The organism is Silvania confinis, assembly GCF_025564085.1.
Classification (GTDB): domain Bacteria; phylum Pseudomonadota; class Gammaproteobacteria; order Enterobacterales; family Enterobacteriaceae; genus Enterobacter; species Enterobacter confinis.
In genome coordinates, this window is the sequence record NZ_JAMGZJ010000066.1 from 53008 (window position 1) to 67346 (window position 14339).

At 49.0% G+C, this 14339-nt stretch carries 7 protein-coding genes; 2 read left to right on the top strand and 5 right to left on the bottom strand.

The features are described 5' to 3' along the window. The first annotated feature begins 82 nt into the window (after positions 1-82). On the top strand, positions 83-937 hold the full coding sequence (locus M8013_RS03375; RefSeq protein WP_271266426.1) for a GIY-YIG nuclease family protein: 855 nt from the start codon (positions 83-85) through the stop codon (positions 935-937). 276 nt (positions 938-1213) lie between these two features. Here M8013_RS03375 and M8013_RS03380 read toward each other — a convergent pair whose 3' ends face one another. From M8013_RS03380 to M8013_RS03400, 5 genes are all read right to left on the bottom strand, one after another. Beyond that, a complete protein-coding gene (locus M8013_RS03380; RefSeq protein WP_271266427.1) occupies positions 1214-4252 on the bottom strand; it encodes a UvrD-helicase domain-containing protein in 3039 nt (1012 codons plus the stop codon). A gap of 186 nt (positions 4253-4438) precedes the next feature. Next, the gene (locus tag M8013_RS03385; RefSeq protein WP_271266428.1) at positions 4439-7570 is read right to left on the bottom strand and encodes a type I restriction endonuclease subunit R; all 3132 of its coding nucleotides are present in this window, start codon (positions 7568-7570) and stop codon (positions 4439-4441) included. After that, entirely contained in the window at positions 7570-8745 is a 1176-nt protein-coding gene (locus tag M8013_RS03390; RefSeq protein WP_271266429.1) for a DUF4268 domain-containing protein, read from the bottom strand. Before M8013_RS03390 ends, M8013_RS03385 begins: the two co-directional genes overlap by 1 nt. Continuing rightward, the gene (locus M8013_RS03395; RefSeq protein ID WP_271266430.1) at positions 8738-10078 is read right to left on the bottom strand and encodes a restriction endonuclease subunit S; all 1341 of its coding nucleotides are present in this window, start codon (positions 10076-10078) and stop codon (positions 8738-8740) included. The genes M8013_RS03390 and M8013_RS03395 overlap by 8 nt, the downstream gene beginning before the upstream one ends. Continuing rightward, positions 10068-11777 (bottom strand): class I SAM-dependent DNA methyltransferase, encoded by a 1710-nt coding sequence (locus M8013_RS03400; RefSeq protein WP_271266431.1) that lies wholly within the window; start codon positions 11775-11777, stop codon positions 10068-10070. The genes M8013_RS03395 and M8013_RS03400 overlap by 11 nt, the downstream gene beginning before the upstream one ends. Positions 11778-12136: 359 nt before the next feature. On the opposite strand from M8013_RS03400, the gene zorA1 reads away from it, so the two are divergent. Beyond that, positions 12137-14326 carry a type I Zorya anti-phage system protein ZorA1 gene (zorA1, locus tag M8013_RS03405; RefSeq protein ID WP_271266432.1) on the top strand — a complete coding sequence of 730 codons (2190 nt, stop codon included), beginning with the start codon at positions 12137-12139 and terminating at the stop codon, positions 14324-14326. Positions 14327-14339: the final 13 nt, after the last annotated feature.

Here is a 14339-nt window from a genome sequence, read left to right on the forward strand (position 1 = left end):
AACATTATGAACGCCGCGCTACGCCTGAATGGTGAAAATCTTTTATCATTGCCATTTCCGTTACTGCAATCCCAGGAGCTTTATGGACAACCCTTCCTTTCTCTATTTATTGCTTTTCCCGGCCAAAAAGATGATGAAAGTGGGTAAAGCCAACAACATCTATAACCGCGTTCAATCGCTAAGACGGTTCTGGGGCGAAGTGGATTATGAGCACTCATACCGGATTGCCTTGCCGCAGTCTGAGGTTTTTAAACTGGAAAAAATGCTACATTTTCTGTTAGCCAAATATCAGACAGGCATTGATGCTGGTGACGGTTATACCGAGCTATTTTACATCGAGGCACTAGAGCCTGCGATTAAGCATATTCACTACGTTATTGAGCATGACGTCATTAACGCTCAGTTGCAGCAGGGAATCGAAAAGCCGCAGATTAGCGCCGGTAAAAGCGCGGCACATCGCCACAGGAAAATGAAAAAGCAGTCAGATGCGATGATAAGCAACCTTATCAGGGTGACGGAACAGTTCAGCAGGATAAATCGCTTACTGCTTATCTTACTGTTTAAACAGCATCGCCTTCGTTATCAATATGATATTGAGGAGAATACCGTATTGTTTCGGATAGCGGATAACCGTACTGATCAGGGCGAAACTCTCAAGATAATGCGCATGTTTAGCTTTTTTATTGAAGACTTCAGGTACACGGGTGGAACCAACTACTGCTCGGGAGCCTGTAACAAAGGAACGATCACACAATACACCGTGCAGCTAATTTCAACCGACCACGACGCACACCCTCTGGTGGCCTATCTCGCCTCGCAAAGCGAGCGGCTGTTTAACAAGTTGCCATCGCGCTCGTCGTTATTAACTGAAGATCTGCCGATACTGGAATCGGGCCGCATTCTGCGTGAGATATTACATAGCGAGGGCGAGGCTTAAGTTAAGTATATCGCCGCAGGCTCGTCGTACTATGGCAGTCATTCACCGTTGCTAAGCAAGGGCAAGCCTGCGCACCGTCATCAAGAAATCGAAAGGAGTCGAGTCCCAAAGCTCAGGTGAAAAATCAAATCCATAACGAATTTTGAACGCGTCATCCAGCCTGTCTTTGTAATATTAAACAAAGTATCAATCTCTTCGGCTAACTCTTTTAGCATCCAACAGGAGGCTGTTACTTATACAAATTATTAGTACCCCTAATGGTATCCTCCCCCTCAATTATGAGGTCATCTCCTGCATGATCGCTGCATTCTGCTTTGCGGTGTCGACTCTCCGTTCGTACTCTTCACTCGTAATGTTTTCATAACAACAGTCTGCCTCATCCCGACGAAATCGATTACAGCCATAAAAAGCTCCACCGTCTTTGTTCTTACGCTTAACCATGGTGCCAAGACCGCAGCGCCGACAGACAATTTCAATCTCCAGACATTCCGGATTTGCACATATTCTTTGCATGCCATTGTCCATCACCATCGGTGAGCTGCATTGTTTGCAGGAACTGGCCATATAATCACAGGCTGGTGAGTGAGAGCAGACATAGAATTTCTTATCATAGCGGCTCACTTTGCCCGTTAAGGAGCCGGACTCACAATCTGGACAACTCCATTGACCGACTTCAAGAGAATCACTTTTCGTAATGAGCTGTTTACCCATTTTTGCAATCTCCTCAACAAAAGCAGAGGTATTCTGGCTATCAAAGATCATAAATACATAGTGTCGGGCACGGGTAACGGCGACATAAAATAACCGACGCTCTTCAGCAAACAGGTATGGCTCTTGCTCCGGGAGAAGAAGGTCTATCAGCTCATCATTTTCTTTGGCTGATGGAAAACTCCCTTTTTCAAGGCCAAGTAGGAGCACGTAATTTGCTTCCAGGCCTTTACTGGCATGCGCTGTTTGATATTGAATATCCAGAAGTGGAAATTCGACCATTAACGCCTTTACGTCCAGCTCCTTAAGGTCTCGCATATTTTCCAGACGATAGCGGCCGATAAGCATTACGGGGGCCCGACGGGTACTGTTAAGTCTCAATTCACGATTATGGCAACGAGCAAGCGCTCTTCTGATTTGCTGACGATAAGCCTCAGCTTTTCTTAGGTTGCGGTCGGCAATATTGATATCAGGTATTTTTTCCTGAATATCGAGCAGTTGTACTGCTGCATGTTCCACCTGTACGTGGGTCGTAATCTCTTTCTTCAACTGCGCCGGATTTCGAGTAACAAAGGTAGAGCTAAGCTCATGTATGCGATTGTTAAAGCGATAACTTTTGTCCAGAGGTAACATTTTTGCAGGCGAAAACTGATGATCAAAACGGGTAAAAAAGCGAAGGTCTGAGCCATTGAAACGATAAATGGCCTGCCAGTCATCCCCTACTGCAAACAGCCGCATATTATCCCGGGTTGCCAGTAATGCCTTTAACAACTTCCCTCGCCCACCCGAAAGGTCCTGAAATTCATCAACCAGAACATAGTCATAGCGATGATGAAATTGCCCTTCCTCAAGTGCCGTTGTTGCTTCCGAGATCATATCGCTGAAGTCCATTTCTTGTTGATCTTTGAGATGGGCTTCATAGGCATCATAGACGGGTTTAAATAACGCGATAAATGCCTGAGTGCGCCCCATATCTATACGTTGGGGTGACGCCAGCAGATCTGAAAAAGAAAATTGCCCTTCCTTGAAAAGGCTAAGAAAACGGAGAATCAGATCGATAAAGCCTTGCCACGGCGATGAACCCGAGCTTTTAAGCTCATCCAGGAGTGTGTCCGTGTCACGTAAATGCTGTGGCTCCTCCACCCGATTAAGTAAATCGAGGATATTTTCTTCCAGCGTTCCTTCACTCAACTGGTAGCTGTATAACTCTTCCAGTCGGGTTTTGTGCTGTTGATGCAGTTTCCGCTTCCAGGCTAATCCTTCAAGATATGCGGCCTGATCGACAAAGGGGGCCGTTCTCATCTCTCGATCTACGCCAAGGTATTCAATATAGGTCTTACTGCCCGGTAAGTAGAAGTCAGGCTTATACTGGCGGCGTTCTATGGTTGCTGTATTAACCTCATAGTTCGCTTCATAAGCAAAGGGGACTGAATACAAATAGAGATAGTTGGCAACCCGTAATTCGCCGACACTTTTAACCCATTGCCCGGTCAGGGTGATCAAGCGGCAGCTTTGCAGAAACTCATGATATTCTTCAATGGCATTGAAATCATATTCGCAACGACCTGGCGTGCTATAACAAACAAAATATTTAACTAGTTGGGTTTTATAATCATCGCTAAGACTTATTTCTGCTTCTAAAGTCGCTTCAATAAATTGTCGTAACTCATCATTTTGCTCAGCAAAGCGCGTAAGTGACCGCTTGACGCCAACACTTTGAGCGACAATACGATTGCCGAACGCATGGAAGGTAGTCGCTTTTAATTTATCCCCACTTTCCGGCAGTCGCTCAGCAATACGTTCAGCCATTTCCCGCGCGGCCTTGTTACCAAAGGCCAGCATTAAGATATTTTCAGGCTGAGCTAAACCCGCCTTCAACAGATATCCAGCCTTGCCTATTAGTGTCGACGTTTTTCCCGTCCCGGCACCTGCAACAACTAAAGTATGATCTTCATTCGTGACACAAGCTTTACGCTGAGGGGAACTCAAGGGTTGTGATTCGATATGATCAAAGAAAGTCTGATAAGACGATACGAGTTGTGGAATGACTCGCTCGTTGAAGTGATTTCTTCCCGACTCCGAAACATCATCCATGGATAACTTCAGCGCCAGCTGCGCAATAGGGTTATCGCCTTCTCTGGCAATAAAATCAGCATCAATAGCAAGGTCCTGCAGACGTTGTTTAACCAGAATGAGCTGCGAAAAGGAGCGCCATTCCCATGAAGAGAAATAGTGTTCACCTTTTTGATAACGTCTGACAACCTCTAGTAACTCTCGCCACTCAGCACTGTGTTGGAAAATATCCAGAGCTGCACACTGTATTTTTTGGATAAGAATTTCAAGATGTTGAAAATTGAAGCTTTTTATTCGATACGACTTGCTCGCAGTCCCCATTTCGATATCAGAGTACAACCATTTTCGAATGAGCTTAATATTTCGAATATCATCAACTGGCAATTGCACTTCCACACCATGGTGTTTGAATATCAATTGGCCCGAAGAAAGCGTTACTGTATTTGAACGTCGGCGTAAAATGCCCCACAGATCATAAAATGGATGCGTCCTGAGGTTATGTTCACTTTGTAACTGCGGGGTCAATTTGTTCATTCTTTATGAAAAAATCACACATGTAGAAGTTAAAAAAAGGATGACCGAATAAATTGGAACATTCAGCATTGCCGTCGAGTTACTCGTCATGGCTAACACGCCCGTTCAATTGAATCTACGTTCACTTTATCAGGTTCGAAAGAGGGCAATATTCAGCCCTCTCAATCTAAGTGAAGAGTGAAGGTGCTATGCCGTCCAGCTATTCGACACCACTTCCGCCTGCTTCAGGATCAGCTCTACCGCACCTGCGGTTTTATCCGGTGGATATTTGTATTTGCGCAGCGTCTGGCGCACCAGAATACGAAGCCGCGCACGCACGCTTTCACGTACCTGCCAGTCTACGGTAGTGGATTTACGCAGCTGTCGAGTGACCTCAATAGCCAGCTTTCTGAGCGTTTCATCGCCCAGTTCTCGGACTGCACTTTCGTTTTCCGCCAGTGCATCATAGAAAGCGATTTCATCCGGGTTTAAGCTCAGCGCATCATCGCGCGCCATCGCTTCCTGGAACGCTTTCGCCATCTGGATCAGCTCTTCAATCACCTGCGCGGTTTCAATGGCGCGGTTATTGTATTTCAGCAGCACGGCTTTCAGGCGATCGGAGTATTTCTTTTGCTGCACCACGTTATTACCAGAACGGGCATGAATGCCGTCATTGAGCAGTTTTTCCAGCAGTTCTACCGCCAGATTACGCTGTGGCATTTCCCTCACTTCTTCCAGGAATTCATCGGACAACAAACCGATGTTCGGTTTATCCAACCCTGCAAGGGCAAACACATCCTCAACGCCTGTAGCGACAACCGCGTTATCGAGGATCTTACTCAAGAGGGAGTTTTTCTCTGACTGGCTAAATTTTGCCTTAGGATCAAGTTTGATAAGCCCCACTCTAACCGCCGAAAGGAACGCGAACTCCTCCTGTAAGGGTTCAGCTTCATCAAGGGTGTTACAGAGCGACCAGGCTTTTCTCATCGCCAGCGAAACATCGAGGTAACGCTTTTTACCGTCATCCAGACCTAGAATGTAGTTCACGGCATCGCGTAAAAACGCTAATGGATCGCGAGAAAAGCCTTCGTAGCTAAAGCCTGGTTTTCCTGCTGACGGCGCGAACATCCCGTGAATGACATCGATTTTTTCCAACAGAATGGCGAAAGCTTCCCGGGCATCCACGGTGGTCTGCCCTTTCCCTTTTGAGTCGGTATAGGTTTTCAGCGCCTGCTTCAGCTCGTTTGCAATGCCGATGTAATCCACCACCAGCCCGCCAGGCTTATCGCGGAACACGCGGTTAACGCGCGCAATGGCCTGCATCAGGTTATGGCCGCGCATCGGCTTGTCGATATACATGGTGTGGCAGCACGGTGCATCAAACCCTGTCAGCCACATATCACGGACGATCACCAGCTTCAGCGGATCGTTCAAATCTTTAAAGCGGGCTTCAAGACACTTTTTGGTCTGCTTGTTGTAGATGTGCGGCTGGAGATGGTCTTTATCTGATGCCGAGCCGGTCATAATGACTTTGATAGCGCCTTGTTCAACATCCGTGCTGTGCCAGTCCGGGCGGATCTCTGTGATGGCATCGTAAAGCTTCACGCAGATATCACGGCTCATGGCGACAATCATCGCCTTGCCGTTCATGGCCGCATTGCGTGTTTCAAAGTGCTGAACCAGATCGGCGGCAACCTGTTTGATACGCGGCTCTGAACCTACCAGCTTTTCCAGACGGCTCCAGTCACCTTTGGTTTTCTCTTGCTGGTCCGTCTCTTCATCTTCCACCAGCTCATCCACCTGGTCGGAGAGCGTTTCCAGCTCTTCATGATTCAGGTCGAGCTTTGCCAGTCGGGATTCGTAGTAAATCGGCACCGTCGCGCCGTCATCCACCGCATCCTGTATGTCGTAGATAGAGACATAATCACCGAATACGGCACGGGTATCTTTATCTTCAGAGGCAATTGGCGTACCGGTAAAGCCCATAAACGACGCATTCGGCAGCGCATCGCGCATGTGTTTGGCGTAACCGTATTTATAGACGCCAGTTTGTCTGTCCAGCGTGGCGCTCAGGCCATACTGGCTGCGGTGTGCTTCATCGGAAATCACCACGATGTTGCTGCGTGAGTTAAGTGCCGGATGGCTCTGCTCGCTGTCCAGCGGCGCAAACTTTTGCACGGTGGTAAAGATGATACCGCCGGATTCACGCGCATTGAGCAGTTCGCGCAGCTCATCGCGGTCGTTGGCCTGTAAAGGCGTTTGCTTCAGCAGATCCTGCGCCTGGCAGAAAGTGGCGTAGAGCTGCCCATCCAAATCGTTACGGTCGGTTACCACCACGATGGTCGGATTGTTCATCTCTGCCTGTTGCAGCAGCTTTCCGGCGTAGCAGCACATGGAGATACTTTTGCCAGAACCCTGGGTATGCCACACCACGCCTGCTTTTTTACTGCCGGGGGTAATGTTGCTGCGCAGCGGCAGATGTTTGCCGGTAGACGCCACAATCGTGGCCGCAACCGCCTCACGCACCGCGTGGAACTGATGGTAAGCGGCAATCTTCTTGATCAGCCGTTTGCCGTCAGACTCAAACAGAACAAAGTAGCGAATGTAATCGAGAAGAAGCGCACGGTTAAAGAAGCCCTTCACGACGGTTTGCAACTGCCAGTCAAACTGTGGCTTATCGTCTTCGTTAGCGACGGTTTTCCACGGCAGGAAACGCTCTTCATCGGCAGTCAGCGAGCCGATACGGGCATTTTGCCCATCGCTCACCACCAGCGCTTCGTTGCAAATAAACAGGTCGCTGAGTTCGTTTTTATAGGTCTGCAGCTGGTTAAACGCAGCCCAGATATCGGCATTGGCATCAATCGGGCTTTTTAGCTCAATCACCGCCACCGGCAGGCCGTTGATATAACCAATGATATCCGGACGACGAACCTGTTTTATCCCCTGAATCGCCACCTGGTTCACGACCGTAAAGCGATTATTGCCGGGATGGTTAAAATCCATCAGCAGCGCTTTATCATGAACAGTCTTATCTTCACGCTTGTACTCAACGGGTACACCGTCGAGCAGCAGATGGTGGAAGGCCTTATTGCTGACGACCAGGTCCGGGCTTTGGGCATGGGCGACACGGAGTATCACCTCTTCCAGCACGGAAACAGGGAGATGGGGATTAATGGTTTGCAGCTGTTCCAGCATCACCGGGCGCAGAAACACATCATGAAATGAGGCACGCAGCGGGTTGTCGCCATCCGGCGCGATATCCGGCCCGTGCAGCACTTCCCAGTCCTGTTCAGCAAACCATTTCAGGCATTGCTGCTCTAAATCGTCTTCGCTCAGCATTACTCTTCCTCGGTGATCATACCGGTCTGTTTCAGCTCAATCGCCAGTTCCAGCAGGCTCGGGCGGATCGCTTTTTCCAGACGGCTCATGCTATCCATCATCCAGTCGATAATGGCAGGCCAGACCTCTTTATTGCCGCCATCAAACGCCTTTGAACAGACGATCTGGCAGCTTTTTCGCTCTGGCAGTAAACGCCAGTCGAGCGGCTCGCCAAAAAGCGATTCAATGTGCGTTTTACGTTCCTGAAGGCGTTCAAATAACCAGGTGTTTTCCAGCGCATCCCCGCGCGAAATATTGAGCTGCACGCGAGCATCTTTCTGGGAAAAGATCAGTTCAAAGGGCACGCCGCTGACCCCCGATCCGGCGGCCAGCCAGTGATCGGTTGAGGGAGCGCGGTTATTAAACAGTGAGCAGGGGCTGGTTCGGAATTTTTCCAGCGCCATCGTCCAAAAATCGCGGCGCAGATAATGGCGCTGCTGCAGTTCGCTACTGCTGGAGGTGGACTGCTCTTCCGCCTCTTTTTGCGCCATGCCGATCATGTAAGACTCCGCTTCCGGGGTAGGGATAACTTGGCGGATATCGACAAACACGTCTTCACCGAAACGGTAGGGGGTTACTTTGAAGCACTGCGCCCGGATACCAAACTGCATCAGCCACAGCGCGGTATTGGTGACCTCTTTGCGGAAATTAGCCGCAACCATGATGACGCGCTGGGTGCCTTTGCGGTTGAGCACCCCTTCTTTCAGGCTTTCCCAGCCCATAAATTCGGCGATGACGTCTGCCGCCTGGCGGTTCTCGTTGGGATCGTACTGATCAAGATAGAGCTGGAAGATCTCCACCACGCTTTCCTGACGGAGATTGGCACAGTAGCCGGCGTATTTCAGCGCTTGCCACACCACGTCGCGCCCGGAATCATCGAGCTTGTTCTCAATGATGACCAGGTTGCCTTTTTTATCGAGCGCCAGGAGATCGAGGCGCTCTTTGGTGTCGTCAAAGCCGGCGAACTCTTTCTGGATAATCAGCAGTTCGTCTTCTTTGTCGTCTTTTTTGGTCAGCGTCTGCGGATTTTTCGCCAGCCACTCCTGCAAATGATCGCGCTCGCGAAAGCCGAGGCTGCTGAACGACACTTCTTGCAGGGAGTGCAGGCTGTTGGTCGGCGTATCGACTTTATACATTTTCCGCCTCGCTTACCGCCTGCTCGGCTTCCGGCAGAGTGATTTCGCCGGAGAGGAGTTTGGGGAGAAGGGTGTCGCGGAGTGTAGTCAACGTTGCTGTTGATAAATTATTTTTTTGAATCATATTCCTGATAGCCGAAATATGATTATTGAATTTATTCAGAATGGAATGAATCGGTTTCAATACTTCTAGTCGATAGACATTATCTCGGTTTAATCCAGGCACTGCCGCATCAGTGTTCATACTTGAAAGATTTAACGTTTTCATAAGGTAATATAGATAACTTAGTGGAACCCCATCTTTATTAGAAACGTAATAAACGGTATCAATTGGATGAAATTTTCCATCCTCCCAATACAGAGTACCGATAGAACCTTTTCTTCCAACTATAATACTTGGACCTTCAACGAGATAACTGATGTGTGAGCCAGTGATGCCACCTGAACCATAGACTGAATAAGGTCCTTCTATACGCTCTGTCTTTTTAAGCGATTTTCCGTAATGAAGTGTTGCGATATTAGACAATCGCTGTGAACTCCATCCCTCTGGAATATCCCCTAACTCACTATCCTGCATAACATACGGAAACAGCTCTGCCGTGGCTTTTAACTCGGCATATTGCTCAGGGTGTTCATGCTCAAATACCGCCAGCGCATCATTATCTTTCCCGGAAATCGCCGTCATAGCTGCAAGCGTCGCATCTTCCGGCGAACCGCCCGCCTCCAGCACTGCCATTTTGGCTTTTACCGGTTCAAAATCGACAAACCAGCTTTTGAAAAGGGCTTGAGAAATATTTTCCAAAGTATTATTTATGACTAGAGAAATGTTGATTTTATCCTCAATGCCATTTAATAAATTAGTTAATTCTAACCGTTCATCCGTTAATTCTGGCAGGTTGAATTTAAAAAAATCCTCTCTTGAAAGCCCAAGATTGGTAGTTCCGGTGGCATGTGCTCGACAGTATTCTCTATACTGAGGAGTTCTAAGTAACCAGTAAAAATAATCTTTATTGAAATCTTCTTTAAAAATTAACTTCACTGTATCTTGGGTTAAGCGCCCGCATGGTATAAATGAAGGAACTTTAGCTATTGATCCAAGCAAATCTCCGCTTTGTGTTACATCCTTCAATGAAACATAAAGATCATTTGGATAAACCAACAATTTTTCTGGAGAATCCCCTCCATATGTTTTCAATTTCTCCTCTCGAAAACCGCCATTCCTACCAATACTTCCTAACCCGAGGAGAAATGGGCCTGGTTGATCAAGCAAAGCGCTTTTATAGGTTGTTCCTCGTTGAAGTTCAACCAGTTCCCCGATAGCCTTAAAACTCATAACCCAGCCCCCCCAGATTCGCCTTAATCTGCGCTTCCAGCTTCGCGCTCTCTTCCAGCTGATCTTTGAGCTGCGCGGTCAGTCGTGTCATCTTCTCGGCAAACGGCTCATCATCTTCTTCCTGCTCAGCGGCACCCACATAGCGCCCTGGGGTCAGCACAAAGTCGTGTTTCTGGATATCTTCCAGCATTGCGGAGAAGCAGAATCCTGCTTCGTCTTCGTAGTCTTTATCCGCCTGCCAGGCGTGGAAGGTATCGGCGATTTTGGCGATATCTTCGCGGCTGAAATCACGCAGCACGCGGTCTTTCATAAAGCCAATCTGGCGAGCATCGATAAAAAGTACTTCACCTTTGCGGTGCGCTTTGCCGCTACTGCCGGTTTTGTCTTTGGTCAGGAACCAGATACAGGCCGGGATTTGGGTATTGGTAAACAACTGGCCTGGCAGCGCGACCATACACTCGACCAGATCGGCTTCGATCAGGTTGCGGCGGATCTCGCCTTCGTTGTTAGTGTTGGAACTCATCGAGCCGTTGGCCAGCAACAGCGCCATCGAGCCTTTTGGGGCCAGGTGGTGGATCATGTGCTGCATCCACGCAAAGTTGGCGTTGCCCTGCGGCGGCGTGCCGTACTTCCAGCGCACGTCTTTTTCCAGCTTCGCGTTCCACCACTCCTTCATGTTGAACGGCGGGTTAGCCATCACGAAGTCGGCGCGCAGGTCCGGGTGCTGATCGTCCAGCAGCGTATCGGCATTTTTCGCACCGAAGTTAAAGTCGATGCCACGGATCGCCATGTTCATCGCCGCCAGTTTCCAGGTGGTCGGGTTGGATTCCTGGCCGTAAACGGAGATTTTCTGTTTCTGCTCAGCAGCGTTGTACTGCTTCTCACCGGCATGCTCTTCAATAAAGCGGTCGCTGGAGACGAAGAACCCACCTGAGCCCATTGCCGGGTCATACACGCGGCCGTTATAGGGCTGGAGCATTTCAACAATCAGGGTCACGATGCTTTTTGGCGTGTAGTACTGACCGCCCTGCTTGCCTTCTGCCAGCGCGAACTGACCGAGAAAATATTCGTAAACGTGGCCAAGAATATCTTTGCTCTTTAAGCTGAGCTTCTCGCCATTAAATTCTGGGTTGCTGAAGTTGGCATCCGAGAAGGTATTTATCAGGCCGGTCAGGACCTCGTTACCCAGCTGATACTGGCTGATGCGGTTCAGAATACCTTTCAGTTTTGGGTTAGTTTTTTCGATCTCATCCAGCGCGTTATCCACTAGCCAGGAGACAGAGCGCAGTGTCACATCCTTGCCGGTAGTTTCATCCACCCACAGCACGGTGCCGGTCGGCAACATGGCTTTGTTTTTCAGGGTTTCCCAACGCGCGGCTTTTGGTACCCAGAAGATGTTCTTTTCTGCGTAGTAATCTTCCACTTCCAGTTCATCAACAATCGCCTGCGCATACTCTTCATCAGAATCGTGATCGTCGCGCGACATGGCGTAGATGTTGTCAGGGTTACCGACATCGCGGAACAAGGTGATCAGTTCCTGCTGACGGGCCTCGAAGGCATCGGAGACATACTTCAGGAAGATGAGCCCCAGAACCACATGCTTGTAGTTGGCGGCATCCATATTGGCGCGCAGCTTGTCGGCGGCCTTCCAGAATTTGTTATCCAGTTCGTTCAGGAACAGTTGCTCAGCGTTGTTCATAAAATCCTCGAGGCAGATCGCAGCGAAAACGCAACGATGCCTTATTGCAAATACAGTTTTGGAATGCAGTTCGCAAAATGATACCCGGAACGGCAATGAATACAAACGACACAGCGTAAAGAAGTTTGCATTTGAGAGGTGAATAATAGGAAACTAAACCGCCGTTCCGTATGCGACTTCAGTCCTCAAGCGTTGCTACTTAGCTCATTCCCTGAGCAACAAGGCCTGTTCTGCGTCATCGGAACGATAAACTTGAAGAATGTTAAAAGTGAGAAACTACTCGGAAATTTTGATTAAAGGTAATCAAAATGTTGTCGATGGTTATTCTATCGTGTTTTTAATTTATAACAGGTAAAACTATGTCCTGGCTTAATTCCGTTTTATTGGCACTAACATCTGTGCAACCTCATATGGTGCCGCTAACTGTTATCAGCCTGGTCTTTGTTTCGTTTATCTGTTTTATGATCTTTTATTTTTTCAAATCAGTTGTAATTGTTAAGCGACTGAAAAAATATACACAGTCAATTAATAGCATTGAAAACAATGATCCTGAGCATCAACTCCAGCATTTAAAAAAATTGTTTGTACAGCCCGAGCTAAAACATGCCTGGAACGAGTTTGCGGAATCCCTGCATCCACAGCACGAGTTAGTCGGCAGTGAAGAGAAGATTGTCAAAATTCGCGCTACAGCCCCCAGCGCCAGCTACTTTTCCGAACAGCAGTTGGTGGATATTCCACTCAATACCGAATTCTTCAAGCATCTCCCCGGTATTCTGACCGGTGTGGGGATTATCGGCACATTCTATGGGCTGATGATTGGCCTGAACCATTTTGACCCCAGCACGCCGGAGCAGGTCGCCAGCAGCGTCAATAATCTGCTGCACGATGTGCTGTACGCTTTCCTTGGCTCTGCGGTTGCTATTTTTGCGTCCATCGTCGTCACATGGCTGGAGAAATTCTCTCTGGCGAAATGCTATAAGTACCTGGAAAAGTTTACCGCCTCCATCGACAGGCTCTATATCAGCGGCGTCGGTGAGGAGTATCTCGCCTCACTGGTGAAATCCAGCAACGAAAGCGCCACTCAAGCGCGCCACCTGAAAGAGAGCCTGGTTACAGATCTTCGCGACATGCTGCTGCATCTGGCTGAAAGCCAGAAAGTTGAAAATGAACGTCTCGCGAATACATTGAGCAATACCTATCGTGAATCAGGCGCACAATTTGCCGACCAGGTGAGCGGCGCAATCGAAAATAGCCTGAAGTCACCGCTGGATAAGATTGCGGGTGCAGTTCAGACCGCCAGCGGCGATCAAAGCGGCATGGTACAGAACATGCTGCAGGATGTGCTGACCGCATTTATGGCGAAGCTCGATACCACCTTTGGCCAGCAGTTTACCAATCTCAACGAAATGATGGGGCAAACCGTCGGGGCGATCCAGACGATGCAGGGCGGGTTCTCCGCGCTGCTACAGGATATGCGTCAGGTCAGCGACGATTCCCGCCAGGGCAGCGCACAGTTAATTGAACAACTGCTATCAGAAATGAAATCGGGCCAGCAGGCCATGCAGGCTGGCATGAATGACATGCTCACCAGCTTACAGTCTTCTGTCGCCAAAATTGGTGCTGAAGGCGAAGGTGCCGGTGAGCGTATGGCCCGCCAGCTTGAGAAAATGTTCGCCGACAGCGAGGCGCGGGAAAAAGCCCAGGCAGAACACATGTCCGCCTTTATTGAAGCCATTCAGAATTCAGTCCAGCAGGGCCAAAGTGCCACAATGGAAAAAATGGCAAACTCCGTCGAAGCACTCGGTGAGCAGTTGGGTAGCTTGTTTGGGCAGATTGATAAAGGTCAGCAACAGATATCAGTAAACCAGCAGGCTAATCAGCAGTCCCTGCACGAACAGACGCAGCGAGTGATGGGTGAAGTCGACGATCAGATCAAACAGCTGATTGAGACCGTTGCCAGCCAGCATCAGGGTACAACTGAAACACTTAACAAACTCGCAGAACAGACCAACCGACAGATTCAGGATATGCAAAACGGTGCGGACAAAATGCGTGTTGCAGCCGAACGCTTTGAACACGCAGGCGATCGGGTGTCGGAAGCGAATCACCTCACTGCTGACGTATTGAATAAAGCGCAATCGGCGGGTTCATCACTCTCCCTTGCCACCAGCGAACTCACTTCAGTGGTGGCCGATTACCGTAATAATCGGGAAGCTGTCAGCAAATCCATTGCCATGCTGGAGATGCTCGCAGCAAATACCCAGTCGGAACAAACCACCCGCAGCCAGTTCATCACCGATCTTAAGCAGCACGGTGAGCGCTTGCAGAGCTATAACCGCGAAGCGCAGACCTTTATGGAAAATGTCAGTGACGTGCTCGGCAAAGGCTTTGAAGACTTCTCAGAAGGTGTTTCTCGCAGCCTGGATAAAACCCTGGGCAGACTGGACGTCGAAATGGCCAAAGCCACCAATCATCTTGCAGGATCCGTTGAGCAGATCGGTGAAAGCGTCAGCGAGCTTGACGATGTTCTGTCTCGCGTGCGTGCCTGAGGGGGTGACAGCT